The following is a 26,460-nucleotide window of genomic DNA, read 5'->3' as shown; positions in this document are numbered from 1 at the left end:
CCCTGGGCTTGACTCTCCAGCCGAGAGGAGCCCATAGGGTGAATGTCCTGGCTTCGGAGCTGGTCAGCCCCTGATGAGCAACCCCACCATGGGCTCCCCCTGTTGTGACGACGAAACGGCCTCCTTCACCACGACGGGGATGGAGCGGGAGCTGGCCCATGAACTCACCGTTCTGCGCCGCAAGCTGTCGGTGGCGGCGGTGCTGACCGGTCTGGTGGTGGCATCCACCCTGCCCCACATGCTCGGCGTCCACATCAACTGGTTGCCCGGGTGGTTCACCAGCCCCTGGAGCCAGCTGGTGCTGAGTTCCCCGGTGCTGTTCTGGTGCGGCCGGGAGTTCTTCACCGGCGCCTGGTCAGCCCTGCGCCGTCACAGCGCCGACATGAACACCCTGGTGGCCACCGGCACCGGCATCGCCTGGCTGGCCTCGCTGGTGGCCACGCTGTTTCCGGGTCTGTTTACCGCCGAGGGACTGCCGGCCGATGTGTATTACGAAACCGCCGCTGTGATCCTCACCCTGGTGCTGCTGGGCCGGTTGCTGGAAGCCCGGGCCCGCGGCCAGACATCCGAGGCGATCCGGCGGCTGATCCAGCTCCAGCCCCCCACGGCCCGGGTGCTGCGGGGAGGGATCGCCAGCGAAATCCCCGTGGCGAAGGTGGCGGTGGGTGATCTTGTGCAGGTGCGCCCCGGGGAGAAGTTGCCGCTGGATGGGGTGCTGGTGGAGGGCAGCTCCTGGGTGGAGGAATCGATGCTCACCGGCGAGCCGACCCCTGTGGCCAAGGGCCCCGGAGATGGGGTGATCGGCGCTTCGATGAACCGCAGTGGCAGCTTCACGTTCCGTGTCACCCGGGTGGGTGCCGACACCATGCTGGCCCGCATCGTGGAGTTGGTGCGTCAGGCCCAGAGCTCCCACACCCAGGTGCAGCGGCTGGCGGATCAGGTGGTGGGCTGGTTCGTGCCGGTGGTCATCGCCATCGCCATCGCCACCTTCGTGGTGTGGTTCCTGGTCAGCGGCAATGTGGTTCTGGCGACGCTGTTTCTGGTCAGCGTGCTGGTGATCGCCTGCCCCTGCGCCTTGGGCCTGGCCACCCCAACGGCGATCATGGTGGCCTCCGGAAAGGGGGCCGAGAACGGCCTGATCTTCCGCACCGCCGAGGCCCTGGAAACGGCCGGGGGGCTTCGCACCATCGTCCTCGACAAGACCGGCACCCTCACCGCCGGCCAGCCCGAGGTGACCGATTTCGAACGTCTCCCTGGCGGTGAGATGCCAGCCCAGAGACTCCTGGCCCTGGTGACGGCGGTGGAATCGCGCTCGGAGCATCCCCTGGCCGAAGCGATCGTGGCCTATGCCACGGACCGCCGAGGCGAGGAAGAGCCCCCGGATGTGGAGGCTTTCGAGGCCAAGACGGGGCTTGGCATTCTGGCCACGGTGGGCGGTAAGGAGGTGCGAGTGGGAAGCCCCCGCTGGCTGGAAGCCTCGGGGCTGGACACCGCCCCCCTGGATCCCGTGGTGGCGCGCCTTGAGCGGGCCGCCCGCAGCGTGGCCGCCGTGGCGGTGGAGGGACGGATCGAGGCCTGTTTCGGCATCGCCGATCCGATCAAGCCGGAAGCCCATGCTGCCGTGGCCGCCCTGCGGAAGCTGGGTCTGGACGTGGTGCTGCTCAGTGGCGATGCCCGCCGCACCAGCGAGGTGGTGGCCGCCGATGTCGGCATCCTGCGGGTGATCGCCGAGGTGCTTCCCGGCGACAAGGCGGCGGTCGTCCAACGGTTGCAGGAGCAGGGCCAGGGACCGGTGGCGATGGTGGGCGACGGCCTCAACGACGCTCCGGCCCTGGCCCGGGCGGAGGTGGGCATCGCCATGGGCACGGGCACCGATGTGGCGATTGCCGCCAGCGACATCACCGTGCTGTCGGGCCACCTGGACGGAGTGCCCGCAGCGATCGAGCTCAGCCGCCGCACCATGGCCATCATCCGCCAGAACCTCTTCTTCGCCTTTGCCTACAACGTGGCGGGGATCCCGATCGCCGCCGGTCTGCTGTTCCCGCTCACGGGTTGGCTGCTGAACCCGATGCTGGCGGGGGCCGCCATGGCCTTCAGCTCGGTGTCGGTGGTCAGCAATGCCCTGCGACTGCGTGGCTTCCGGCCTGCCCATCGCCCGGCGGGGGCCTTGGCATGACACTCCACTTGGCCTTAACGCCTCTTCTGATGGCGACGCCCCTCTGGCGAACGATCCCCCAACCCCTGGCCCTGCAGGTGTTGGTGGTGGTGGTGGGGCTGGCCCTGGTCGTTGCGGAGCTCTGGTGGTTCCTGGGCCGCCATGGTGCTGGCGTGGAGGCCAGCGAAGGGGAACAGGGGGTGCAGGAGATCACGATCGCCGTGGATGGCGGTTATTCCCCATCCCAGATCAGGGTGAAGGTCGGCCGGCCCGTGATCCTCCGGTTTCACCGCACCGATCCGAGTGGCTGCGTGGCCCAGGTGATCTTTCCGGACTTCCAGCGCACCCTCGACCTCCCCCTGGGGGCTACCACCAGCATCGAGCTGCTGCCGAGCCGGCCGGGCCCCTACCCGTTCCATTGCGGCATGAACATGGTGCGCGGCAGCCTTGAGGCGGAGTGAGAGGGGCAGCCAGGCCGCCCAGGCCAGGGGATAGCCACCTTGACTGCTGATCCAATCGGTTGAGATTTCTTCTGCTTTGATGCAGCAGATTGCAAGGGAACTGAAGGGTAAATGGCCTACTCTGTTATGCTGAATTATAGTGATCAAAGCATGATGAAAAGTCTCTTCAGTGGATTGTTCAAGCACACTCTTTCTCGCCCTCTCGCCGGGGCTTTCAAGCATTCGTCTGTTCTGTTTGTCGCCCTGCCCGTCCTCGCGTCATCCCCTGATGCGCTCGCCCAGAGCAATCCCTGGGGGTCTCCCACACAGCCGTCCCAGCCTCGGAATTCTCCCTGGGGTGGCGGTGGGGGAACCACGGCTCCGGGCTACGGCCGACCGAGCGGCAGATCCCTTACGTTCCCTATCCAGGGGGTGATCTGTGACGGCTCCGTGAGCGTCTGCTTCAACGCCAATGGCGCCGCCGTGGCCGAAACCGAGCAAGAGTTTGGTCGACGTGCGCGCCGCAATCTGGAAAGCAACCTGGTCAACAATCCGATCGTCGATGTCACCTTCGCCAATGGCCGCTATTGCAACTTCAATCTGCGCGGTTGCTGGACGAACAGCCAGCGCACCTCCTACGACCCACGGCTGAATCCCTGGCTGTTCGGCTCCAATGCCGGGGGCGGCAACCAGGGCGGCCAGGGAACCGTGATCGGGGGCTCCGGATCCACCTGGGGTCAGGGCAGCGGCATGAACCCCGGCCAGCAGCCCACCACCTCCCTCGGGCCGCCATTCACCCGCACGCGCCAGAGCGGGACCTGCGCCTGGACCAATGCGGGGGTCTCGATCTACAACGGTGCCTGCCGCTACGAGATCGTGCAGAACAACGTCAACGGCTCCAAGACGTTGGCCTTCACGTTCGACAGGCTGCCGATTTCAAACCAGTTGCGCACCATCCGGTTTACGGCCCAGGGCAACAACCCATGGAGCATCCAGATGCCCAACGGCACCACGGCCGCCGTTCAATCCAAGGTCAATGCTGAGCAGTACCGCACCGACATTCAGCTGGGCTGGAGCAATGTGTTCAACCTGGGCTTCAGAAGCTCCACCCAGGCCACCACGGCCCAGCTGAATCAGGCCCTGCAGCCGGTCGATGCCTATGGACAGGTCTTGCAGGGAAGCGATACCGAGGGTCTTGGGCAGGCCCTTGGAGGATTGCTGCAGCAGTTGTTCGGCGGCCAGTGAGGTCGTCAAACGGCGACGGTGCCCGCACCATCGGACGTATTGCTGAAGAAACGACGCAGATTCACGCCGGCTTCGTGGGCGGCCACGGTGACTTGGAGCTTCTGATCTGCATCGAGGCCATCCCAGAAGGCATGGAACAGATCGAGGGAGGCCTTGGCGCTGCCCAGCACCCCCATCACCGCCATCGGTGCCGCCAGCCATGGGAAGACCAGCAACACCACGGAAAGCACGGCACCCACGGCGACACCGGTTTTAGCGGATTCCAGGCTCGTGCCCAGCACCAGCCTTACCTGGGTGATGCGGTCGATCTCGCCGCGTTTGCGCAGGGCCTCGGTGCGCAAGGCGGTGAGCAGCGCCTGGTAGGTGGCGTACAGCACCACCCCTCCAACGGTGGATTCCGAAAAGAACTCACCACCACTCACGGCACCACCGTTGTGGTTCAGATCCACCGAGGCCAGACCGGCCAGGGGCGCGGCCTCCCAGCCGGCGCGGGGGATGCGGAAGGGGTCGTGCTCGCGGGTCATGGCCGTCGGGGAACTGTTCGTCCAGCCTGCCGCGATAAGGAGGATCCGCGCAATGGCGAATCACCCCGACAGCTGCGGCAGCTGACCGGAGGTGGAGAACTGGTAGTTCCAGCTGCGGCTGGCATCGAAGGTCTGGTTGGTGAACAGGTCGGTGTAGATGGCATTCCAGTTGGAGATCCCCCCATCGCCCATGCCGATCGCCAGCACGTTCACGTTGCTGGCGCCGGCCCTGGCGGCCACGGTGTCGAGGGTGTTGTTGAGGGAGGTCTGGGCCTGGGCCCAGATGTCGACGCCGGCGGCCGTGGGCACCCGGATCGGGGTGCCGCTGCTGGTGTAGCGAAGCCCTGAGCTGAGGATCGGATCACCGTCGAGCCAGGAACTGGTGGGCAGGGCGACGTTGGTGCCGGTCCAGCCCTGGCCGAGGTCGGGGCGGTTGTCCCACCAGGGGCGCCGTTCGGGCCGGCCATCGGTGATCATCGCCACCGACACGATCGTGTCGAGGGCGACGTTGGGCAGCTCTTTCACGAGCAGCCGGTCGAGGGCCACTAGGGCCCCGAGCATCTCGGTGCCGCTGTAGCGGTTGCCGTTGGTGCCGGGGGCGGTGTAGGCATCGAGGGAATTGGGTGCCGGCAGACCGCGGGCGATCCAGTCGGGGCTGGTGGTGGCTCCGTAGGTGAGATCGGGGGTCTGGGTGAGGAGCACATCCCGGGCCAGCCGTTCGCCGAAGTTGGGATTGCTGCCGGTGAAGGTGGTTTCGCTGTGGGTGACGAGATAGCCGAAATCGATGGTGTGGATCGTGAGCGACTTGGCATTGGTGCTGCTGCCGTCGGTGGGATCGTCCACCAGTTCGTAGTTGAGGATGTCGGTGGCGAGGGTCTGGCTGCTCGTCAGATGGGTGTCGTCGAGGAAGGGCTGGAAGGTGGTGTTGCCCTTGAGGGTGTAGCCGTAGCCGGCGGCGGCCAGGGCCGACTTGAGGGTTTCGAAGGCCAGCCGGTTCTGGGCCTCAATCCTGGACACACCACTGGGGTCGCTGCCCTTCATCGAGGTGGAGCTGTCGAGCAGCAGGTAGAAGTCAACGTGCCGTGGTTCCGGCCTGGTTGGGTTGGGCGTGATCGCCAGGTTGTCGTAATCGACGGTCACCGTGGCGGGGTTACTGATGGCTCCCTGCTGATCCGTGACCGTGTACTGGATGGGTGTGGGATCCCCGAAGAAGCCGTTGATGGGGGTGAAGCTGATCTCCTGGGTGGCCTGGTTGACGCTCCAGGTGCCCTGACCGGGCACCACCAGCGGCTGGCCGGCTGAGGCGGTGCCGACGATGGTGATCGCGTTCGGGATCAGTGGTCCGTCGAGATCGCTGTCGTTGTCGGTGACCCTGACCGTCACGGTGGAGCCCCCGGGTGGGCGGGTGAGGCTGCCGAGGAAGTCGTCGCTGGCCACGGGGGGATCGTTGACCGGCGTGACGGTGATGGCGAGGGTGGAGGAGTCGTTGGGACCTGAGCCGTCGGTGACGACGTAGGAGATCAGGGGAACCGTGCCGTTGTAGTTGGCAGCTGGGGAGAAGGAATAGGAGCCGTTGGCGGCGATGGTGAGGCTGCCGGCCCCGGGGATGCTGGTGGCGCTGCCCAGGGAGAAGGGCCCGCTCAGGCCGGCGATGGAGAACGAAGCGATCGAGACGGGCCCATCGGGACTGGCGGTGCCGCTCAGGAGGCTGCCCGTGGTGGTGCCGCTGTCCTCGGCGATGGAGAGGGTTTCGTTGGCGTCGCTGAAGTCGTCGTTGACCGGAGTGACAGTGATGGCGAGGGTGGAAGTGTCGTTGGGACCGGAGCCGTCGGTGACGACGTAGGTGACAAGCGGAACCGGGCCGTTGTAGTTGGCGGCCGGGGAGAAGGAATAGGAGCCGTTGGCGGCGATGGTGAGGCTGCCGACACCGGGGATGCTGGTGGCGCTGCCGAGGGAGAAGGGACCGCTCAGGCCGGCGATGAAGAACGAAGCGATCGAGACCGGGCCATCGGGGCTGGAGGTGCCGCTCAGGAGGCTGCCCGTGGTGGTGCCGCTGTCCTCGGCGATTGAGCGGGTCTCGTTGGCGTCGACGAAATCGTCGTTGACCGGAGTGACGGTGATCTGGAACGTCTGGATGGTGCTGGTGTCGACGCCGCCATTGGCGGTGCCGCCGCTGTCGCGAATGCGCACGGAAACTGTGGCCGTGCCGCTGGCATTGGCCGCCGGGGTGTAAGTGAGACGCCCGTTGGCGTCGATGCCGGGCTGGAAGCTGAAGAGGGCGTTGTTGTTGTTGGTGACAAGGAAGCTGAGGGTCTGGCCGGCCTCGTCGGCGCCGCCCCCACGGCTCAGGCCCGTGGCCCAGCCGGCCACAGCCTGGACACCGGCGTCCTCCAGCAAGGCCTGATCCGCTCCCTTGATGAAGGCCGGCACGTCGTTGACAGGCGTGACGGTGGTGGCCAGGGACGTGGGGTCGGAGTAGCGGCCGGTGGGACCGAGCAGGGGGGTGAGGTTGGTGGCGGCGCTGAAGGCCAGGGGGGTGTCGGCGACACGGAGGGTGAGGCCGCCCGGGGTGCCGTTGAAGTTGGGGCTGTTGGGGAGGAAACGGAGTGAGGCTGAGGTGGGCAGCAGCAGGGCGGCGCTGTCGGTGGGGACGGCGATGGTGACCCAGCTGGCGCCGGCGTTGAGGTTGTACTGCCAGACGCCCTGGGTGGCGGTGGCGGCATTGCCGGTGATGGCGATGCCCCCGAAGGCGGTGGCGGCATTGGCGCCGCCGGTGACGGCGCGCTGATCGTCGGCCGCATCCCTGAAGCCGAAGCCGAGGCTGGAGATGCGTGCACCCGGTGGGTTGGGGTTGTCCTCTGTGGTGGCGGCGAGGCTGGCGGCGGTGGCGGTGGGCCGGTCGTTGACGTTGGTGACGGTGGTGGCGATGGAGCGATTGACAGCACTCCACGCACCGGTGGCGGTGGTGCCGCCGCTAGTGGCGAGGTTGAAGGTGCTGGCGGCTGAGGCGCTGGTGGCGAGAGGGGCGCTGGCATCGGCGAAACGCACCAGGAGGCTGCCGGGGGTGCCGTGGAAGTTGGCGGCGGGGAGGAACCGGACCCGGCTGGTGGCGCTGAAGACCAGGGCGGCGGCGGTGGAAAGGCCGGTGGTGGGGAGGTTGATCCAGTCGCCGGGGATGCCGGGGTTGGGGGCGGCGGAGGTGGAGATCTGCCAGACGCCCTGGGCGGCGGTGTAGCTCGTCGAGCCGACGACGGCGAGGAAGGAGAAGGGGGTGGCCGTGTTGCCGCCGCCGTTGGCGGTCTGGTTGTCGGTGGCGTCGGCGAAGCCGAAGGCGAGGGAGCTCAGGGTGGTGCCGGCGATGGCGGCGGCGGCGACGTCTTCCGAGATGGCGGGGAGGACGACGTTGGTGGTGGCGACGGGCTGGTCGTTGAGCGGCGTCACCGTCAGGGCCACGGTTTTGCTGTCCTGCCGGGCGCCGCCGCTGCCGGTGCTGCCCAGATCATTGATGGTCACGGTGAGCGTGGCGCTGCCGTGATAGTTGGCCGTGGGGGTGTAGGTGAGCGAGGCCAGGGCCGCGTTGAGATTGGCCTTGGTGCCGGTCACCGTCACCGAACCGGTGCCGTAGTTGCCCGCTGTCCTGGTCAGTCCCGTGCGGGTGACCAGGTTGATGCTGCCGCGGTTGACGCTCAGGGTGAGCCGCTCGAGGGCCCCGAAGTCGTCGGCGTCGCTGAAGCTGATCAGGTTGGCGCCGGTGAAGCTGTTGGCACTGCTGTCCTCGATCACGGTGCGGGCCGCCGGCACCGTCAGCACCGGGGCCTCGTTGCTGGCGGACACGTTGATGGTGAAGGACGCCGTGGCCGTGTTGTTTCCGCCAACCCCCACGCTTTCGGCCCCGTTGTCGAAGTCGAAGGCGGTGGCGGTGATCGTCACCACCCGATCCAGGTTGGGATTGGCCGGGGTGTAGCGCAGGGTGTTGAGGGCCGCCTGCACCTGGGCACGGGTGCCCCGCACCTGCACGCTGGCCGTGCCGTTGGTGGTCAGGGTGGCGCCGTTGGCGTTCTGGATCAGCAGGGTGCCGTAGGGGCTGCCGGCGTCGGTGGCGCTCAGGGTCACCCGAATGTCATCCGCGGCTCCCTGGCTGGTGTCCCTCGTGTCCTGGATGGCGAAGCCGCTGCTGATGTTGATGAAGGTGCCGCTGGCGATGACGGTGTTAGCGGGAACGGCCAGCACCGGCGCGTCGTTGACCGGGGTGACCTGGATCGGACCCGTGCTGAGGCTGATGGGGCCGTCGCCGTTGGTGAGATCCGTGGCCGTCAGGGTGAGTCTGGGAGCCACCGGCGTGTTGACGCTGTTGGCGTTGGCCGCCGGTGTGAACAGGAGGCTGGCGATCGCCGCATTGATGGCGGCCGGGCTGCCTTCCAGGGTGAGGTCGGCGCTGCCGTTGCTGCCGCTGGTGACGAGGGCGGCGCTGGCCAGCGTGGCCGTGCCCCCCGTGGTGGTGATCCGCAGCCGCAGCGTGATCGGTGCCGGCACACCGTTGTCGCCGTCGGCCACACTGAATCCGGTGATGGTCAGGGGCGTGTCTTCAGCGGTGATGCGGGTGGCCACGAAGCTGTCGCTCAGCACCGGGGCGCTGGACAGCTCCGCTGCCACCGGCTGACCGTTGATCAGCAGTTGGCGGCGATCGTCTTCTGAGGCGATCGCTGTGCGCTGCTCTGGGCTCAGGTGGGTGCCACTGACAAGAGCGGCGAACAAGGCGCCTTCATCCCCTCGGGAGTCAAGGGGGCCATTCAGCCAGTGGTCGATGGCATGGCCGACTTCCTCCAGAAGGACGCGGCGAATGGCCTCGCTCGTGGTGGCCAGAGACAACCAGTTGGCATTGATGGAGATCCGCTCGCGCCCTTCCGGGTCTAGGGCGATGTAGGCGCCCTGGGCCCCTGCGAGTTCCGTGCCACTGCGCAGTTCGATCACCAAGCCGAGGCCAGGCCCCCGCAGCAGCTGATTGAGTTCAAGGGCGCGGCCTTCGAAACGGGCCGGGTCGGTGCCTGCGGAACCGAAAGTCTCGTTCAGCAGGCTTCCATAATCATCCCGAAACGGCAGGATAGTGAGTTGCTCATTCACCCGAGCAACAGCAGAGTCCCACAGGCTCTTGACAAAGCGGGTCAGGGGTGGATCAAAACTTCTCTGGATGTAAAAATGTTGATGTCTAATCAACGAATCTGGCCCCTGCAGGTCCTCCTGTTGTTCCATGTGAGCCATCAGCTCATCGATCCTGAGGATGTCGTGAATGTTAAGCACACTTCATGAAGGTTGCTCGATCTTGCCCAATGGCCCTTTTGCGGTACGGGGAACAACACGCGACTCGGCCTGCTCGTATCACATCAGAGGCCAGCCCGATCCGGCCTACGATCTTGGAGAATCCTTAGAGAAATGTTAGAGGCTACTAAGCAACCCACCGCTGTCCGGTCTTTTGCGTCTCAACCTCGCTATAAATTCCCAACCCCTTATCTGTTCTGAATGCTGTCTGGTTGCTTTCCGGAACCGTCTGCTGAATCGCCCTTGCGTCCAGCCTCGTTGGCCTCTTCATCGGCGGTTGAAACTGTCAACCATCCTGCGATTCCAGCGCGTCTTGCCTCCGTTTCAGGGAGCACCTGGCTCAGTAGTTCAGAGCTATCGGCACCCACTGGCGCCGGCTCGGCAGCCCGCCGTCACCAACGGAGTCCAGGTCTTCGATTCGCTCTGCTTGTCCCCGTCGTTGTCGGCGCCATGCTTGGGGCCGGGGAGGCCCACGCGATTCTGTGCCCCGACGGAACCGAGGCTGAGTTCTGCCTGCCACCCCCGGTCACACCCCCGGTCACACCGTCTGTCACACCGCCTGTCACCACGCCGGACCCCACCCCGGCCGCCGTGGCCCCGGCCCGCCCGCTGCTGGTCGATGTCGATCGGCTTGATGCTCGGGTGGTTCCGCTGGGGGCGGGCCTCGGCTGGCAGAGCTTCAGCCGGGAACTCCTGGAGCTCCTTCCCCAAAAGGTGCGAAGCACGTCCACCCTGGCCGAGCCATTGCCGGACGGTGGATCAGATTCGGATGTTCGTTTCAGCCTCAAGTCGGGCGGCTACGTCAGTGAACGGGATGGCTGGCGGCTGCGCCTGTTCGGAGGCGGCTTCGGTGGCCCGTTGATCCAGGGGGCTTCGGGAGGACCCTCCTCCTTCAGTGGTGCCCAGACGGGCCTGCTGCTGAATTACGCCGTCGGCGATCTGGTGATCGGCGCCTTTGGACGATTCGGCAGCTTCTCGGCCGATGCTGGCTCCTTTGCGGCCACCGGTGGCACCCAGTTCAGCGGCCGTTCCGCCCGTACGCAGCTGGGGGGTGGAGGGCTTCTGGTGCAGGTGGCCAAGCCCAGCTGGTTCGTCGGCCTGGCGGCCGGCGGCGATGGACTGCAGGCGGATCAGCCCTTCGCCATCAGCAGCAGTAACGCCTTCGGGAACCGCAGCAGCACTCCTTCGGTGGGAGGCAGCGCCTTCAACCTGTCCACCCGTTTTGGCGGCAGGATCAGTTTGTCGGAGAGTCAGATCCTCGAGCCCAGCTCCCTGTTGACCCTGACAAGCCTGTCCCTTGGTGGAGTCACCGTTCCGGATCTGGCCACCAACCGCCTCTGGAATGTTCCGTCCTCCAACAGCACGGTGGGCACGGCGGACATTGGCCTCACCTGGAGGGCAACCTTGAAGGACGGCCACAATCTGCTCACTCCCTCCCTGCGCCTGAGCTGGCTCGGGGCCGGTTTCCTGGGCAATGCGCCATCCAACCGGGTGAACGACGGCTTCGGCCTGGCCACGAACCTGCCCGCCGGTTCGCTGATCCAGGGCAGTGGCCTGGGGTTGCAGGGAGGCCTGGCCTACACCTTGCGCGACAACACCACCTTCTATGTGCGTGGTGGCGCTGGCTTCTACGGCGGTGGGACCTCCTGGGATCTGGGAGGTGGCATCCAGTTGCGCTGGGGCGGTGCTCCCCGAAGCCAGATCACAGCCACGTCGTCTGAGCAACGCTCTGTGGAACTGGTTGCTCCGTCTGCTGGGCCTGGTACTTTGTGAAGTGGAACGGCCCAACAGACGGTCGATTGAGCTTCAGGCCATCTGCTGGAAGGTGGGCAGGCTCAGCTGGCTTCGACCACCACGCCGTAGGGGACAGAAGACTCGCTCGCAGCCGAGGCGTTCGTCGCTGAAGCGCTGGAATCGGCCAGCAACCCGTCCACGATGCCGGCATCAAAGGAGTAGCGGCCAGGACCAACAAGGAGCAGGGCCAGGCTGCCGCCCAGATAGAGCACAACGAGTTCCAGAACGTAGATGTTGAGGCCGCTGGTGAGGATGTGGTGGTAGGCGGCCACGGTCATGGTGCCGGTGAGGGCCAGGGCACCCAGGGGCGACAGCAGACCGAGGATCAGCAGCCAGCTGCCCAGGATCTCGGAGTAGCCCGCCACGTGGGCGAAGAACAGGGGGAAGGGCAGGTGCAGGGGCACCACGTAGTTGGTCGCAAACGCCTGGGGATCGGCCAGTTTGTCCTGGCCGTGGTGGATCATCATCGCGCCGATCGCCAGCCGCAGGATCAGCAGGCCGGTGTTGGCCAGGCGCCCCTCCCGAAGAAAGTAGGTCTGCAGCCCCCGGCGCAGGTTGGCGGGAATGGAGGACGGTGAAGCCGATGGGCCGGTGCCGGATTCCAACGTGGTGGTGACGGACGCTGTGGGCCGGTTGAGGGCGAGAACCCAGAGCGCGATGAAGGCGGTGAAGAAGCCCGCAAAGATCTCGAGCAGAAGCGTAGTGGTCATGTCAGCGGGAGAATTATGAAGATTCTGCCGTCTCACGTAACGGAACGTGAAGCAGGATCCAGGCCCAGATCCAGGCAGAGCTGGCCATCGGCGATCCGCCGCCTGGGGACCCTGCCCTTGCCGAAGGGGGGCAGTCCCGATCGCCGGGAGCCATGCCGTTCCTGGATCGCGTCGGCGGCGGCGCCGAAGCCGGGCTGACGCCGCAGTCCCCAGAGCCGTTCCCGTGCCTCCCTGGCGGCGGTGGCCACATCCACGATCGGGGCGGGGTAGTCCAGCCCGATGCGGCAGCCGCACGCCTCCTGGGTGCCCGGATCCATCCGCCAGGGCTCATGCCGCCAGATGGCTGGCACCGCCGCCAGTTCCGGCAACCAGCGTCCCAGAAACAGGCCGTCCGGATCGTGGTCGAGGCCCTGTTTGACCGGGTTGTAGATCCGGATCGTGTTGATGCCCGTGGTGCCGCTCTGCATCTGGCATTGGCTCCAGTGGATGCCTGGCTCGTAGTCCACGAACTGGCGAGCCAGGTGGAGGCCGCTGTCGCGCCAGTCGATCCAGAGGTGATGACTGGCGAACGACAGCAGCATGGCTCGCATGCGGAAGTTGATCCAGCCGCTGTGGTGCAGGGCGCGCATGCAGGCATCGACAAATGGCACCCCCGTGCGCCCCTCGCTCCAGGCCGCCAGCCGCTCGGGATCGGTGTGGCGCAGCCCGCGGGTGGCGGGATGGAGCTCCTGGATTTCGATCAAGGGCTGACGTTCCAGCTTCTGGATGAAATGGCAGTGCCAGTGCAGGCGCGAGACGAAGGCGTCCAAGGCCCGGGGCCAGCCGGCGGCGGCGTTGGCGGGCAGCTCTGCCAGGGCCAAACGGCGCTCGCGGGTTTCCTGCACCACTTCCCCCATCGACAGGGTGCCCCAGGCCAGATGGGGCGAGAGCCGCGAACAGGCCTCGAAGGCGGTCAGGGGACTGGAGAGGCGGCGGTGGTAGCCGCGTCCCCGTTGGCGCAGGAATCCCTCCAGAAGCTCCCGACCGGCCTGGCGGCCACCCCGCTGTCGTTGGGGGCAGGGGTCTGCCGCCAGACCCAGATCGCCTGAGGTGGGCAGGGTTCGGGGGGCGATCCCGACCAGGGGGGACAGGGCCGCTGGAGGTGCCTGCAGGGGTTCGGCCATGCGCTGTTCCCAGGACCTGGCCCAGCCACGGCGATCCTTCAGTCCGCGGATCACGCCGAAGCTGGCAAATTCCTGCCAGGGGATCCCCCGATCCCTCGCCCAGGCGGCCACCCGGCGGTCCCGGGCGTAGGTCCAGAGGTTGCCGGTCTCCTGGTGGCTCCAGAGCCCGTCGATGCCGTGGCGGCCATGGGCGGCCTCAAGCATGGCCACCACCTCACCGACCCTGACCACCAGGGGCTGGCCCAGGCCGGCCAGTGCGTTGTTTAGGTCCTGAAGGGCCTCCAGGCAGAAGTCCCACTGGCGGGCTGAGCCGTCCGGACGTTGCCAGAGCTCCGGTTCCACCACGTACAGGGGAAGCACGGGGCCGCGTCGGGCCGCTTCCACCAGGGGGCGGTGGTCGTGAATGCGCAGATCGCGCTTGAACCAGACCACCTGAAGCGCCATGGCTGCAGGGTAGGAATCCCGTTCAGCGCTTTGGCAGGTCGCTGGGCCGGAGCACGACCACCACGACTCCCACCACCACCATCAGGGTCAGCACCGCCGCACCGGCGAGGGGCAGCAGCGTTTCCGTCTCCATCAGCTTCCCCCCGACTGAGGTTTCATCCTGCAGGTGTGGAGAGGGGAGATGGGCAAAAAAAAGGACGGGTCAGCGAACCCGTCCCCGAAGAACGTCTTACGAATTGTAAAGGTACGTCTGCTGCAGGCCCGTAGGCCCCCAGCCGCGCTCCGTTTCACAGTCCCCTTCGTCTCACGCCAGAATCTTTACGTTCCGTTACATCAGCCATGACGGTCGGCGAGCTCTACCTCGAATCCCTGTCCACCGGGATCATCACCCCCACCGAACTCTCCTGGCTCACCCATGGGCAGGACCGTTTCTCCCGCCTGGAGGAAGCCACAGCCCTCAGGCTCGGTCGTCTGCTCGATCAGGGCGACATCCAGCTGGGCTGCCGCCTGGTGTCTGCCGACGCCCCGGCCCCCGAGGAGACCGCCCCAGGCGTTCTCGAGGAATGGATCGAGCCCCTCGGTCGTCAACGGCATCGCTGACGACAGTCACAACGCTTCACGATCGTTTACACTCCCTTCAAGTTCCGCAACCAAACTTCTTCCATGACCGACTCCACCTCCCGCTTCGGCTTCGTCGCTTTCGCTGAAACCTGGAACGGCCGTCTTGCCATGCTCGGTTTCGTGATCGGCCTCGGCACCGAGATCCTCACCGGCCAAGGCATCCTTGCCCAGATCGGCCTCGGCTGATCAGTCGGAAGGTTCGCCAACATCAGCCCGGATGGTTTTGCCATCCGGGCTTTGATGTCTGCAGCGTTCCCCCCGTTTCCCCATGGCGCACGCTCTCGTCTTCGTACTGTCTCCCGAGGGAACTCTCCCGGGCGATGGCGCCACCTGGGACGAGCTCAGGGCGGCTCAACGTCTCGGAATCGGCAGCGGCATCGCCCTGCGCATGTTCCGGGTGGCAGCGCCTACCGATCAGTGTCTCGACGACCTTGTTGCTTCAGGTCAGGCGAATGTCAGTGGCGCCGACCCTTTCGAGCCTCTCCGCAGTGATCCCTGCCTGGATGTCCCTTCGAGCCCCTGCCCGGATGGGGCGCCCCCACGCAGGCTTATCTGTGATGCCTTGGTGCCCCATCTGGAGCCTCGTTCCCTCTGGCTCGGGGCCTACGAACTCAGTGGTCCTGAACTGGAAGGACGCTCTGGCCATCCTGCTGATCGCGTGGGCATCGAATCCATTCGCTGTCTCGATCAGTTCTCGTTAAGGGATGCCGACAACGAAACGTGCTGGTTCTATCCGACCGAAAACGGCGACTATCTCTGCTGGGAGAACCAGCGATCCCTTGAGCTTTCACCCGGATATCCGGCCGACCCCTGCGTTCAGCAGGGGAAGATTCCTTATGAACGCAGTGATTTACGGCTGCTTTGGTCACTGATGGCCGACGATCAGGCTCTGACCTGCGTCGGCCTCACGTACCAGAGGCGACGGATTGAATGGCCGGTGGCCGCCACGGATCCAGAACCCTTCGCCACCTGGACCTCTTTCCGGGTCGACAGCATGGCGGACGACAACTATCTGGAAACGTCCAGCATCACCGTGTTTCCCAGCTGAAGGGCCGCTTCAGCTGGCCTGTTCGTAGAGCTGCTCGAGCCGTTCGCGACTGAGGTCTACGTACAGCACCTCTTCACCCGGGGCAGGAGCTTCGGGATGGGAGGGCTGCCTGGTCCTGGTCGACCCGGTGGAGGCGCTGCGTAGGTTCTGGGTCATCAGGGCAAAGGCGCCGCCAGCGATCACCGCGAAGCTGACCATATAGACGATGGGAAAAAGGGCTTCCAGCATGGGTGTCTCTCTTTCATCCAGCCTAATGTAAAGATCTGTTAAACGTGGGCGACGCTTCGGCGAGAAGACTCATGGATTGAGCCATTCCTGCTGCCAGCCCGTGTCGGCTCGCCAGCAGCGGCGATGGTGCGGGTGACCCAGCAGCTCCAGCAGTTCCACCCGCTGCAACTGCACCCGCAGCAGTTCGAAATGCTCCGGCCTCGGCGCCTCGTCGTTGAGTTCCCGGGGGAAGTTCGCTTCTGCCTGAAGGGGTTCCCCCGGCGCGGGCCAGCCCCAGAGGGCGCGGCCCCTGGGGGTCAGGGCCTGCCAGTGGCGTTCCAGGGCCTGCAGTCCCTCCTCGCCGCCAAGCTGCAGTCGATGGCCCCGCAGGCGGAACTGGCTCCGGGCCTTCGGGAGCACCCAGCAGAGTTCCAGCGGTGCCTCCCCTGTCAGTTCACCACTCTTGGCGCTGCGGCTGTCGGTGAGCAGATCAAGCGCCGCCGCCCCGACCCAGCAGCGGAACACCAAGGTGCGCACCCTCGGGGTGCCGTCCCGGGCCAGGCTGGCCAGCTGCAGCCAGCGGGCCTGGGGGGAGCGTCCCTGCCGTTCCAGTGCGCCGCGCAGCAGCGGGCGCCACGGGGGAAGGGACTCTGAAGCGGGTGGCAGGGCGTCGGGCATGGTGCGGGCCTAGGGCGCAGGCTTTTCGGCCACCACGGCAAAGAACGGATCCCCCTGTCCCCCCAGCCAGCCCTGGGGGCCCTCGGCCCTGGTCGGTTCGGCGATCAGCTGCGGCGCCGGCCAGCCCTGGGCCTGCAGCACCCGGCTGATGTAGGCGAGGTGATCCCGGTCGCTGCCGTCCGTCCAGACCTGGGGCGCCTTCTGGAAGAACATCCGGTTGGAGAAGGCCACGATCACCTGGCCGCAGGGGCGCGCCACGCGCAGCAGTTCGGCCGCCACCGGTTCGGGCCGTTGCAGGTATTGCCAGCCCGCCACCATCAGCACCGCATCCACGCTGGCGTCCGCCAGGGGAAGCCGCTGGTCCTGGTTGAGGTTCTGCAGCCAGTGCCGATCCAGCCGGGGGTTCGCCGCCAGCTCGGCCCCGTTGAGGCCGTGGCCGATCACCTCCTCGTAACGGATCTCCTCGGGCAGGTGACTCACCCAGCTGCTCATCAGATCCAGCACCACCGCACAGGGGGGGATCCGCTCGCGGTAGAGCGCCGTGAGCCGGCGGCGGAAGGCGCCGTCAAGGTGCTGCACATAGCGCGGCTCGGCATAGAAGAGGGCGTCGTCGGAGCCGTCCAGCTTGCGCCGCTCCGCCTCGCTCAGCACCAGCACCGCCATGGCCCTCGGGAGTCCGTTCTGCTGCCATGGTGGCGAATCACGGCGCCCGAGGTGGCGCTTTCCGCCATGACCCCTGCCGTTCCGCCCCCCTTCCTGGTGCTGGCCGCCGACGAGCCTGAACGCCTAGCCGCCTTCTATGGCGCCTTGCTCCAGAGCACCCCCCTCGTTGGCTCCAGCGCCCGCCACTGGCGCTTGCTGGGGCCGGGCGAAGGGCGGCTGGAGATCTATGCCCCGTCGCGCCAGCGTCCCCGCCCCCGCGGCGAGGGCCGGCTGGCCCTCTGCTTCTCCCGCCCGGCGGGGGCGCTCCCACCCCTGCAGGTGCTCCACGACTGGCACGCCGCCATGCTGGCCCTGGGGGCGGTGGCGGTGGAGCCACCGCGGCAGGAACCCTTCGGCGCCGAGGCCTGGCTGGCCGATCCGGAGGGCAACCGCTTGCTGCTGCTGGTCAGCGCAGGCTGAGCTGCAGCTGACTGGCGTAGGGTCCGCGGCCATCCAGGCAGGCCGCGCCGCAGTGGGCGCCAAGGCTGATGGCTTCCTGGAGGCTCCAGCCAGCGGCCAGGGCCGTGGTGACACCGGCGGCGAAACTGTCGCCGGCGCCATAGGCATCCAGCACGGGCCCCTGGCGCGGCACGGCGGCGTAGCGGCCACCGGGATCCAGCGCACCACCCCGCTCGGCCTCGGTGCCGATGTAGAGCGATGGCGCTGGATCCAGATCCCCCGGCCGGTAGGCCTCGCCGGGGTCGGTGGCGCTGCCGATCAGGGCTTCCAGGCTCACGCCAGCCGCGTTCAAGGTGGGCAGCCGCACCCGAGGGGTGGCGGCCAGCACCCGGGCCTGCCGTGCCAGCCGCAGCCCGCCGGCATCGGTGGCGGTGACGAACACGCCGTCGGCCTGACCCAGGCGCTGCCACGGCAGCCCATCGGCGCCGGTGGGCATCAGCCGCTCGCCGATCACGGTGATGGTGCGCTCGCCGCCGGCGTCGATGAAGGTGATCCCCCGCCGGGTCGTGGCCTCTCGCCAGGCGATGTGCAGCTCCAGCCCCAGCGCCTCGAGTTCCGCGGCGGCCCGGCGCCCGATCGCGTCGTCGCCCAGGGCGGTGAAGAACGTAATGCGCTGTCCCGTGAGGCGGGCCATCTGCACCGCCACCACGGCGCCGCCTCCGGCGGGGAGTTCACAGAACTCTTTGGCGTGGAGGATCTCCCCGGCTGCCGGCAGGTGCTCAACGCCGATGAAGCTGACCATCTCCACATGGCCGACCACCGCCAGGGCCAGGGCTGGCAGGGCCGGCAGGGCGTCCAGGGGAAGGGGGAAGAGCGGCTCCATTCAGCTGGAGGCGGAGGTGTAGAAGCGCAGGGCGAACTGCCAGAACCAACGGCTCACCACCAGGGAGCCGGCGGCCACGGCCCCCCCGGCCAGCAGCCAGGGTCCGGAGGCCCGCCCCAGGATTGCCTCGGCGGGCACGGTGGTGAGGAAGGCCACCGGCACAACGAAGGTGAAGAAGGCGCGCAACCCGGCCGGGAAGGCACTCACCGGAAAGCGACCCGCCACCAGCACGCTGCGCAGCACCTCGGTGGCGTTCCAGATCTTCACGAACCAGATGCTGCTGGCCGCCAGCACAAACCAGAGGCTGTAGAGGATCAGCAGGCTGGCAACCAGCATCAGGGCTGCCGCCAGCAGGGTGAGGGGGGCCGGGCTGGCGCCGGCCCTCCAGGCGGCGTAGCCGATCAGGCCGGCCCCCAGGGCGATGCCGGGCAGACCCCAGGGGGAGAAGGTGCGGGCCGACAGCCAGAACTGGCTGTCGATCGGCTTGAGCAGGACGAAATCGAGGCTGCCGGTGCGCACGTGGGCGACGATCGTGCTGAGGTTGGGCTGCAGCAGCGTGCTGGTGACCCCCTCCAGCAAGGTGTAAACCCCCAGCACCACCAGGGCCCCTTCCCAGCTCCAGCCCCCCAGCGACTGGCCGCGCCCGTAGAAGAGCGACAGCACGAAGATGCTGCCGACCAGATTGCCGGCCGTGGCCACCAGCTCAATCACGAAGTTGGCCTTGTATTCCAGCTCCGCCGTCAGCGAGGCGATCCAGAAGATGCGCAGGGTGGAGAGATAGCGGCCCATCAGGCCCCCATCGCCGAATAGTGGCGCAGTCCCCGGCGCCACAGCAGCAGGTTGATGGGCAGGAACAGGGCAGCCCAGGCGGCCATGGCCGCAAAGCTTGGGCCGAACGGCACCGTCTCACCGGCCAGGATCCTGGCGGGCACATCGACCATGTAGGGGAAGGGGGTCCAGAAGGCGAAGGTCCGCACCCCCTCCGGATAAAGCGCCAGGGGGGCCACCAGCCCTGAGAGATAGAGGTAAGGCAGGTAGAGGAGGCGTTCCAGGGCGCTGGCTTTCTCGCTCCAGAAGCACACCATCGTCAGGGTGAACTGCATCAGGAACCGCAGGGCGAAGGCGGCCAGGGTGGCCAGCATCCCCAGCAGCAGCGACGACAGCGAGGGCCACCAGAAGGCGGCGGGATAGAGGAGAAAGAACAGTCCCACCAGCAGCACCACGAACGGCAGTCGGGTGACCTGCTCCGACAGGTGGGCGGCCACATAGCGCCACACCAGGGGCAGGGGCTGGAGCAGGTAGGGCGACAGGCGGCCGGTGAGGTTGTCCTCCTCGAAGGTGTACATCACCCACACGATCGTGAACTGCCGCACCACAAACGCCGCCAGGAAGTAGCGGGCCAGCTGCAGGGAGCTCATGCCCAGGCCGCCCCCGGCATCAATGGCGCTCCAGAGGCCCAGCATGATGAAGGGCAGCACCCCCGAGAGGGCCCAGAGCACGATCTCGGCCCGGTACTCGAGCATGTAGGCGTACTGGCTGGACAGCAGCACAGCGGCGATGCGGCGGCCGTGGGCCAGCCGCTGGAGGAGGGGGCGCCTCATGCCAGGGCCCCCTGATGGAACAGTCGCCCGATGATGTCCTCGATCGGCGGGTCGGAGATCGAGAGATCCACCACGGCGTGATCGGCCAGCAGGCGTCCCACCTGCTCGGTGAGCCGTTCCCGCGGGATCAGCAACCGCACCTCCCGGCCCTCGATGGACTCCACCTCGCCGTAGCTGGCGAAGGCGTCGGCCCCCATGGGCGCGTGCAACTCGAGGCGCACCTCCCGGCAGGGGGCCAGCCGCTGGGTGAGCGTCTCCAGGCCGCCGTCGTAGAAGAGACGGCCCTCGTGGATCAGCAGCACCCGGGGGCAGAGGGCGGTGATGTCGGCCATGTAATGGCTGGTCAGCAGCACGGTGGCGCCGAAGCGGCGGTTGTAGTCGGCCAGGAAGCTGCGCACCCGGGCCTGGGCGTTCACATCCAGCCCCAGGGTGGGTTCATCCAGGAAGAGCACCGCCGGACGGTGCAGCAAGGCCGCCAGGAGCTCCGCCTTCATCCGCTGGCCGAGGGAGAGCTTGCGCACGGGCCGGCGCAGCTCGTCCCCCAGCTCGAGCATCTCCGCCAGCTCGGCGATGCGACGCCGGCTTTCCTCAGGGGGAATGCCGTAGACAGCGGCGTTGACCCGCAGGGAATCCAGCGGCGGCAGGTCCCAGATCAGCTGCTGCTTCTGGCCCATCACCAGGGTGATCTGGCCGAGGAAGTCCGCCTGGCGGCGCTGGGGCTGGCAACCGGCCACCTCCACTGTGCCGCTGGTGGGGTGGATCAACCCTGTGAGCATCTTGAGGGTGGTGGTCTTGCCGGCGCCGTTGGCCCCCAGGAAGCCCACGAACTCTCCCGGCTCGATCGAGAAGCTCACATCCCGCACGGCCTCGATCGCTCGCTCGCGGCGGTTCACGAAGTGACGCAGGGTGCCAGCCAGTCCGGGTTGCTTGTCGGCCACCCGGTAGGTCTTGCCGAGGCCCTGCGCGCAGACGATGGCCATGCGAACGGGCTTGGGAGCGGAATCCACCCTATCGAGGGCGTCGCTTCAAGGAGGGGGTCAGAGGTTTCCGGGCAGCAGCTGCTTCCGGCGCCCGTGGACATAGCCAAGGTGCGCGCCCCTCTGTGTTGGCACACCTTGGCCGGGCTGCCACGGATACTCCGTCGGGGGGCCACAATCAGCCATCGGGGTGCTGCCGTCCCTCATGCCTTCTCCATGCTGATCCGGCTTGGTTGCGAACTGACCCTCTCCTGCTGGGCCCCGACACCGGTGCTGGCCCTGGTCCATCCCCATGGCAGCCGCCTGGAGGATCGGCGTGGCCCGGAGCGGTTGTGGCTGAGCCCGGATCGCATCGCCGAGGTGCTCACCGACGCCGACGGCAACCGTGCCTGCCGCTTCATGGCCTCCGCCGGCAGCACCACGCTGGGGTTCGAGGTGGTGGTGGCCGATGACGGCCATCCCGATCCGGTGGCTGCGGATGTGGGCGAGTGCCCGGTGGGGGCGCTGCCGATTGTTACCTACCCCTATCTCAACCCCAGCCGCTATTGCGACACCGATCGCCTGGCCCAGGTCGCCTGGGGGCGCTTCGGTGGGGTCCGGCCCGGCTGGTCGCGGGTCCAGGCCATCTGTGACTGGGTGCATGAGCAGCTCCGCTTCGACTACGGCGCCGCCCGCAGCGACAAGACCGCCCACGACGCCCTGCGGGAGGGTCGCGGCGTCTGCCGGGATTTCGCCCACCTGGCGATCAGCCTCTGCCGTTGCCTCAACATTCCGGCGCGGTATTGCACCGGCTATCTGGGTTACTCGGGCGTGGCGGCCCAGCCGGATCCGATTGACTACTCGGCCTGGTTCGAGGCGTTCCTCGAGGATCGCTGGCACGTCTTTGATGCCCGCTACAACACTCCGCGGATCGGCCGGGTGCTGATCGCCCGGGGCCGGGACGCGGCGGATGTGCCCTTCCTGCGCTCCTTCGGCGATCACCAGCTCACCGGATTTCGCGTCGTCACCGAGGAGCTTGCAGCCTCCGACAGCCCCCACCACTGAGGCCTGGAGTGATCAGCCCTCAGCGGCGGCGGCGTTCAAGTGTGGAGAAATCATGCGCTGGGCTTGCCCGCCTGGCTGAGGGGGCAGAATCCCGGCAGTTCCGGGACCGTCGAACCCGTCGATCGTTCCGATGACAGTCGGCAGAGGCACCGTTCCGCCCTACGGAGCCCATCGCTGACCCATCCTTGGGATGGGTTTCAGGAGCCACCATACGTTGGGCTTTACGAAGAGATTCCCGCGCACTGAACAATGGGTTTACGGATTGATCAAGCCACGTTTCTGGAGAGAGCCATTTCCCGATTCGGCGCGCGATACGACTATTCCCAGATGATCTACAAGAGCTTCCGCACTCCAATCAAGATTCGTTGCGTGGAGCATCCCGTCCGGGAGGTCGTGATCACTCCTGAGCGCCATCTCCAGACCACCGGCGGCTGCAAATACTGCCTGCGCAATTACCGCAACATGACCCTCGAGCGGGTGCTCAGAATGGAGTGTGAGCCTTCCGAGCTTGCCGCGCCTTTGCTGCCTCGGGCTCCGCAGGAACCACCCGTGGCTGGCCAGAAAAGTAAAGCTGTGTGAGGGATCGGGCCGCCTGCCCAGGGCCACTTTTGATCTTCGGTATCTTTCCGGGTCATTCCCCCTGCAGCCCTTCATGGCCCTTCCCCTGCTCGCCGCCCGACCCTCGAGCCTCAACGCCAGGGTGCCGAGTTTCGCCATCGCCAGTGAGGAATCTCCCCGCCAAGCCGTCGCCTCCCTGGAGACCGGCAAGGCCGCCGGGGTCCGCCTGGATCTTGATGCTCAGATCGAGCAGGCCTACCGCCAGATCTTCTTTCACGCCTTCAAGGTGGATCGTGAAGTCGTGCTGGAATCCCAGCTTCGCAGTGGACAGATCACCATGAGGGATTTCATCCGCGGACTTCTGCTTTCCAGGCGATTCCGTGAGGGTTTCTATGACTGCAACAGCAACTATCGCCTGGTGGAGCAGCTGGTTGGCAGGCTTCTGGGCCGGCCTGTCTATGGCGAACAGGAACGCATCAGCTATTCGATCCTGATCGCCCAGCATGGACTTGTGACCCTGGTGGACGCCCTGCTCGACTCGGCCGAGTATCTCGACGCCTTCGGTTACGACACGGTGCCCTATCAGCGCTCCCGGGTGCTGCCGGGTCGGGCGCAGGGCGAGCGCCCCTTCAACCAGCAGGCTCCTCGCTACGACAGCCGCTGGCGTGATGTGGTCGCCAGCCGGGCGCCCCGTGGCTCCAGTCCCTGGTCGCCGGGCACCCCACGTGCCGCCTGGCTTGGAGAACAGCCCTCGCCCCTGGCGCGCCAGCTCTGGCAAGGGTTGGTCACCGCCGGTGGCTTTGCGATCACGGGCCTGGTGCTCTGGACCGCGGCGGCCATGCTGAGCACCGCCGTGCATTGATTCAGGGTCCCTGGGGGCGATCGCCCCCAAGGACGTTTCCCGAAGTCTGGTAATGGGTTATCCGCTTATTGCCCGCTGTGCTGACAGACACGGAATCGTGCTTGGCTTGGGAGCAGGTGGTTTCAGCGCCAGTGCCGGCGCCACCATGCATTAGGATTTGTAAAGATTACTTGACCTCCGGAGTTTTCCTGTCATGTTCACGCTCGAAAAAGCGTCCCAGATCTTTCCGGACACCCTTTCAGCCGATGTGGTGCCCGCCCTCACCGCTCGTTTTGCTTTGCTGAATGCGGAGGATCAGCTGGCGCTGATCTGGTTCGCCTACCTCGAGATGGGCAAGACCATCACCATCGCGGCGCCCGGAGCCGCCCGCATGCAGTTCGCCGAGCCGGTGCTCAACCGGGTCAAGGCCATGACCTTCGCCGAGCAGAGCCAGGTGATGGTGGATCTGGCGAACAGGGCCGACACCGACACCTGCCGCACCTACGCCATCTGGTCGGTCAACATCAAGCTGGGATTCTGGTATCGCTTGGGCGAGTGGATGGAGGAAGGCCTCGTCGCCCCTATCCCTGAGGGCTATCAGCTTTCGGCCAACGCCGCTTCGGTGCTCTCCTCCCTCAAGGGAATCGATGCGGGTCAGCAGATCACCGTGCTGCGCAACTTCGTCGTCGACATGGGCTTCGATCCCAGCAAAGTGGATGGGACTGAGCGCATCGCTGAGCCGATCGTGCTGCCCACGGCTCCTGAGCAACGCACCAAGGTCTCGATCGCGGGAATCGACAACTCCACGATCCTGTCCTACATGGATCTTCTCAATGCCAACGATTTTGACCAGCTGATCAAGCTGTTCCTTCCCGACGGCGCTCTGCAGCCTCCCTTCCAGCGCCCCATCGTCGGCACCGACGCTGTGCTGCGCTTTTTCCGCGAAGACTGCCAGAACCTTAAACTCCTCCCCGAGAGTGGCGTTAGCGAGCCCTCCGATGGTGGCTTCACCCAGATCAAAGTCACCGGAAAGGTCCAGACCCCCTGGTTCGGCGCTGGTGTCGGCATGAACGTGGCTTGGCGCTTCCTGCTTGATCCCGACGGCAAGATCTATTTCGTGGCGATCGATCTGCTGGCCTCCCCGGCCGAGCTGCTCCAATTCGCACGCTGACGAGCTCTCCCATTCAACCTGCCCTTCTGGGCAGGGGGTTTTGGCTCGGAATGGTGATCTTGTGGGGGTGGTTTGCCACCCTCGTCGGCCTGTTGTTGGCCCAACCAGCCCACTGGTCCCCGTCGGCCATTGTGTTGGCCGTTGCTGTGCGCACGTTTCTGCAGACGGGTCTGTTCATCCTTGGTCACGACGCCATGCACCGCACCTTGGTGCCCGGGATCCCAGGCCTCAACGACGGTCTTGGTCGTCTGGCCTTGATGCTTTACGCCGGCCTTCCCTTTGGCCGTTGCCGCCGCCACCATCTGCGCCATCACCGTTCCCCCGGCAGCCTCCGGGATCCTGATTTCCGTCTGGCCAGCGGCGACGGCCCCCTGCCTTGGTATGTGCGTTTCATGGGCCACTACCTCTCCTTGAACCAGCTGGCCCTGCTCCTGATCAGCTGGTTCGCTGTGGCAGGACTGCTGATGGTGGTGGAACCCCAGCGGTCGATGAATGTGATGGCTTTCTGGGTCCTGCCGCTGGTGCTGAGCTCGTTTCAGCTGTTCGTTTTCGGTACCTATCTGCCCCATCGCAGCGGAGGACCTGCCGCTGCCGGCAGCCATTCCATCCAAAGTTTGGGGTACTCCCACCTGCTTTCCCTGCTGGCTTGTTATCACTTCGGCTACCACTGGGAGCACCATGCCTACCCGGCGGTGCCCTGGTTTCGCCTGCCGGAGTTGAGGCGGAGCGTTTCTCTTGATCTCGTGTAGGGGAACGGCTCGCGGCGGATCAAGGTCGCGCGTTAACGTCAAAAAATCAGATGTTGAGACCCATGGTGACAGCAGTGTTGGGGTGGACGGATCAGGAGCAGGACGTGGCCCGTCGCGCCTTCGATAAGGCCCATTCCCGAGCCGCCCAGGGCATCATCCGGGCCGCCCAGGCCCACGCCAGCCGCATGGAGTGCGTGGAGGAATGCTGGAAACTTCATGATTTCCTTAGCATTCAACGCCACGAAATCGAAGGACGCTTTGATTTCCGTCTTCCTGGTCTGCTGTTCGTGTTTGCCAGCCTCGTTAAAGACGGATTGCTGCAGATGGACGAACTGGAAGGACTGGATCAAGAGAAGCTCACCAAGATTGCGGCCATGTCCCGCATGTGAATGGAACGGCGGGTCTCCATGGCCCTGGGCAAGGCCGGATTACCTTTCAAAGCCCATGGCGCTCGACGATATTTTAGGCGTTAACTTCAGTGAAGTTATTTCCCCAGACTTCTTGGGCGTCTCGCGATGCTCGGCGTCGTGATCGGCTTGGCACAGAGCGGCTCACGGGCCAGGGCAAGGCCATCCCCATCCAGGTTCTGTCTGGTCTGAGCCTCGGTTTCCCCATGTCTTCGGGCCTGGGGATTTTTGTTGTGGGGTGATCGCTCTGCCTGCCACCGTGGCAGGGCGCAACAGGTCGGGCCGCTGTGGGCCTGGAGGCTGCATATCCGCAGCACTGTGGCGGCGGCATCAGGGACGGTCATCCCGACCCCCGGTTCTGGGCCCGTGGGGGCTTAAGGTTGGGGGGATTCCAAGATTTCTCTCCAGCAAGCTCATCACTTTCTAAAAGGGCTGTCGAAGGATCGGTTCATAAGTTTTTTTCAGGTTCATGACCATTTACATCGGAAATCTTTCCTTCGACGCCGAAGTGGAAGACGTCAAAAATCTTTTTGCCCAGTATGGCGAGCTTCGCCAGTGCACCCTTCCCCTGGATCGCGACACCGGCCGCAAGAGGGGCTTCGCTTTCGTTGAGATGACGAACGACGCCGACGAGACCAAGGCCATCGACGATCTCCAGGATGTGGAGTGGATGGGTCGCAGCATCCGCGTCAACAAGGCTGAGCCCCGCACCGGTGGCGGCGGTGGTGGCGGCGGCGGCCGCTCCGGCGGTGGCGGCGGCTACGGCGGTGGTGGCGGCGGCGG

Annotated in this window: 26 protein-coding genes; 15 read left to right on the top strand and 11 right to left on the bottom strand. The window is 66.2% G+C overall.

Annotation, left to right across the window (positions count from 1 at the left end):
- The first annotated feature begins 73 nt into the window (after positions 1-73).
- The 3 genes from KQ305_RS03800 (at position 74) to KQ305_RS03790 (ending at position 3,840) form a co-directional block, all read left to right on the top strand.
- Positions 74-2,176 (top strand): copper-translocating P-type ATPase, encoded by a 2,103-nt coding sequence (locus tag KQ305_RS03800; protein WP_259724107.1) that lies wholly within the window; start codon positions 74-76, stop codon positions 2,174-2,176.
- A 29-nt stretch (positions 2,177-2,205) separates the two neighbouring features.
- Complete coding sequence (locus KQ305_RS03795; protein ID WP_259724106.1) at positions 2,206-2,616, top strand: cupredoxin domain-containing protein; 411 nt, start codon at positions 2,206-2,208, stop codon at positions 2,614-2,616.
- Between the two features lie 429 nt (positions 2,617-3,045).
- The gene (locus KQ305_RS03790) at positions 3,046-3,840 is read left to right on the top strand and encodes a hypothetical protein (protein ID WP_259724105.1); all 795 of its coding nucleotides are present in this window, start codon (positions 3,046-3,048) and stop codon (positions 3,838-3,840) included.
- 5 nt (positions 3,841-3,845) lie between these two features.
- Here KQ305_RS03790 and KQ305_RS03785 read toward each other — a convergent pair whose 3' ends face one another.
- Positions 3,846-4,364: a hypothetical protein gene (locus KQ305_RS03785; protein WP_259724104.1), complete on the bottom strand. Its 519-nt coding sequence runs from the start codon at positions 4,362-4,364 to the stop codon at positions 3,846-3,848.
- Positions 4,365-4,424: 60 nt separating this feature from the next.
- On the bottom strand, positions 4,425-9,485 hold the full coding sequence (locus KQ305_RS03780; protein WP_259724103.1) for a tandem-95 repeat protein: 5,061 nt from the start codon (positions 9,483-9,485) through the stop codon (positions 4,425-4,427).
- 786 nt (positions 9,486-10,271) lie between these two features.
- Between KQ305_RS03780 and KQ305_RS03775 the strand changes: the two genes are divergently transcribed.
- Positions 10,272-11,453, top strand: a complete 1,182-nt coding sequence (locus tag KQ305_RS03775) for a hypothetical protein (RefSeq protein ID WP_259724102.1) — start codon at positions 10,272-10,274, stop codon at positions 11,451-11,453.
- 62 nt (positions 11,454-11,515) lie between these two features.
- Here the strand turns inward: KQ305_RS03775 and KQ305_RS03770 are convergent, their stop codons facing one another.
- Positions 11,516-12,184 carry a DoxX family protein gene (locus KQ305_RS03770; RefSeq protein ID WP_259724101.1) on the bottom strand — a complete coding sequence of 223 codons (669 nt, stop codon included), beginning with the start codon at positions 12,182-12,184 and terminating at the stop codon, positions 11,516-11,518.
- Positions 12,185-12,216: 32 nt separating this feature from the next.
- On the bottom strand, positions 12,217-13,791 hold the full coding sequence (locus KQ305_RS03765) for a deoxyribodipyrimidine photo-lyase (protein WP_259724100.1): 1,575 nt from the start codon (positions 13,789-13,791) through the stop codon (positions 12,217-12,219).
- A gap of 339 nt (positions 13,792-14,130) precedes the next feature.
- Between KQ305_RS03765 and KQ305_RS03760 the strand changes: the two genes are divergently transcribed.
- The 3 genes from KQ305_RS03760 (at position 14,131) to KQ305_RS03750 (ending at position 15,460) form a co-directional block, all read left to right on the top strand.
- Entirely contained in the window at positions 14,131-14,391 is a 261-nt protein-coding gene (locus KQ305_RS03760) for a hypothetical protein (protein WP_259724099.1), read from the top strand.
- 63 nt (positions 14,392-14,454) lie between these two features.
- Complete coding sequence (locus KQ305_RS03755) at positions 14,455-14,598, top strand: chlorophyll a/b-binding protein (RefSeq protein ID WP_254957045.1); 144 nt, start codon at positions 14,455-14,457, stop codon at positions 14,596-14,598.
- 376 nt (positions 14,599-14,974) lie between these two features.
- Positions 14,975-15,460 (top strand): hypothetical protein, encoded by a 486-nt coding sequence (locus KQ305_RS03750; protein ID WP_259724098.1) that lies wholly within the window; start codon positions 14,975-14,977, stop codon positions 15,458-15,460.
- Between the two features lie 9 nt (positions 15,461-15,469).
- Here KQ305_RS03750 and KQ305_RS03745 read toward each other — a convergent pair whose 3' ends face one another.
- From KQ305_RS03745 to KQ305_RS03735, 3 genes are all read right to left on the bottom strand, one after another.
- Complete coding sequence (locus KQ305_RS03745; RefSeq protein WP_259724097.1) at positions 15,470-15,688, bottom strand: DUF2973 domain-containing protein; 219 nt, start codon at positions 15,686-15,688, stop codon at positions 15,470-15,472.
- Positions 15,689-15,757: 69 nt separating this feature from the next.
- Positions 15,758-16,345, bottom strand: a complete 588-nt coding sequence (locus KQ305_RS03740) for a pyridoxamine 5'-phosphate oxidase (RefSeq protein WP_259724096.1) — start codon at positions 16,343-16,345, stop codon at positions 15,758-15,760.
- A 9-nt stretch (positions 16,346-16,354) separates the two neighbouring features.
- Positions 16,355-17,008, bottom strand: a complete 654-nt coding sequence (locus KQ305_RS03735; protein WP_259724095.1) for a class I SAM-dependent methyltransferase — start codon at positions 17,006-17,008, stop codon at positions 16,355-16,357.
- A 66-nt stretch (positions 17,009-17,074) separates the two neighbouring features.
- Here KQ305_RS03735 and KQ305_RS03730 point away from each other — a divergent pair, with 66 nt between their 5' ends.
- Positions 17,075-17,467, top strand: coding sequence for a VOC family protein (locus KQ305_RS03730; protein WP_259724094.1), 393 nt, complete (start codon positions 17,075-17,077; stop codon positions 17,465-17,467).
- Here the strand turns inward: KQ305_RS03730 and KQ305_RS03725 are convergent.
- Genes KQ305_RS03725 through KQ305_RS03710 form a run of 4 tightly spaced genes read right to left on the bottom strand, consistent with a single transcriptional unit; the run spans position 17,454 to position 20,910 of the window.
- Positions 17,454-18,329 carry a PfkB family carbohydrate kinase gene (locus tag KQ305_RS03725; protein ID WP_259724093.1) on the bottom strand — a complete coding sequence of 292 codons (876 nt, stop codon included), beginning with the start codon at positions 18,327-18,329 and terminating at the stop codon, positions 17,454-17,456. The two genes, KQ305_RS03730 and KQ305_RS03725, sit on opposite strands and share 14 nt — an antisense overlap.
- Positions 18,330-19,118 (bottom strand): ABC transporter permease, encoded by a 789-nt coding sequence (locus KQ305_RS03720; RefSeq protein WP_259724092.1) that lies wholly within the window; start codon positions 19,116-19,118, stop codon positions 18,330-18,332.
- Positions 19,118-19,930, bottom strand: coding sequence for an ABC-2 family transporter protein (locus tag KQ305_RS03715; RefSeq protein ID WP_259724091.1), 813 nt, complete (start codon positions 19,928-19,930; stop codon positions 19,118-19,120). The genes KQ305_RS03720 and KQ305_RS03715 overlap by 1 nt, the downstream gene beginning before the upstream one ends.
- Positions 19,927-20,910 carry an ATP-binding cassette domain-containing protein gene (locus tag KQ305_RS03710; protein WP_399230502.1) on the bottom strand — a complete coding sequence of 328 codons (984 nt, stop codon included), beginning with the start codon at positions 20,908-20,910 and terminating at the stop codon, positions 19,927-19,929. Before KQ305_RS03710 ends, KQ305_RS03715 begins: the two co-directional genes overlap by 4 nt.
- Positions 20,911-21,123: 213 nt before the next feature.
- Here KQ305_RS03710 and KQ305_RS03705 point away from each other — a divergent pair, with 213 nt between their 5' ends.
- The 7 genes from KQ305_RS03705 to KQ305_RS03675 all read left to right on the top strand — a co-directional run.
- A complete protein-coding gene (locus KQ305_RS03705; RefSeq protein ID WP_259724090.1) occupies positions 21,124-21,951 on the top strand; it encodes a transglutaminase family protein in 828 nt (275 codons plus the stop codon).
- 249 nt (positions 21,952-22,200) lie between these two features.
- Positions 22,201-22,530, top strand: coding sequence for a hypothetical protein (locus KQ305_RS03700; protein WP_259724089.1), 330 nt, complete (start codon positions 22,201-22,203; stop codon positions 22,528-22,530).
- A 73-nt stretch (positions 22,531-22,603) separates the two neighbouring features.
- Positions 22,604-23,371, top strand: coding sequence for a phycobilisome rod-core linker polypeptide (locus KQ305_RS03695; protein ID WP_259724088.1), 768 nt, complete (start codon positions 22,604-22,606; stop codon positions 23,369-23,371).
- A 193-nt stretch (positions 23,372-23,564) separates the two neighbouring features.
- A complete protein-coding gene (locus tag KQ305_RS03690; protein WP_259724087.1) occupies positions 23,565-24,521 on the top strand; it encodes an orange carotenoid-binding protein in 957 nt (318 codons plus the stop codon).
- Between the two features lie 50 nt (positions 24,522-24,571).
- A complete protein-coding gene (locus KQ305_RS03685) occupies positions 24,572-25,270 on the top strand; it encodes a fatty acid desaturase (protein ID WP_399230497.1) in 699 nt (232 codons plus the stop codon).
- A 50-nt stretch (positions 25,271-25,320) separates the two neighbouring features.
- Positions 25,321-25,659 carry a hypothetical protein gene (locus KQ305_RS03680; RefSeq protein WP_311134314.1) on the top strand — a complete coding sequence of 113 codons (339 nt, stop codon included), beginning with the start codon at positions 25,321-25,323 and terminating at the stop codon, positions 25,657-25,659.
- A 487-nt stretch (positions 25,660-26,146) separates the two neighbouring features.
- Positions 26,147-26,460 (top strand): RNA-binding protein (locus tag KQ305_RS03675; protein ID WP_259724085.1); only part of this gene is annotated, 314 nt, incomplete at its 3' end.

Source organism: Synechococcus sp. CS-1332 (genome assembly GCF_025127995.1).
In the GTDB taxonomy this organism is placed as follows: Bacteria; Cyanobacteriota; Cyanobacteriia; order PCC-6307; family Cyanobiaceae; genus Cyanobium.
This window is presented reverse-complemented; position numbering and strand designations above follow the sequence as displayed.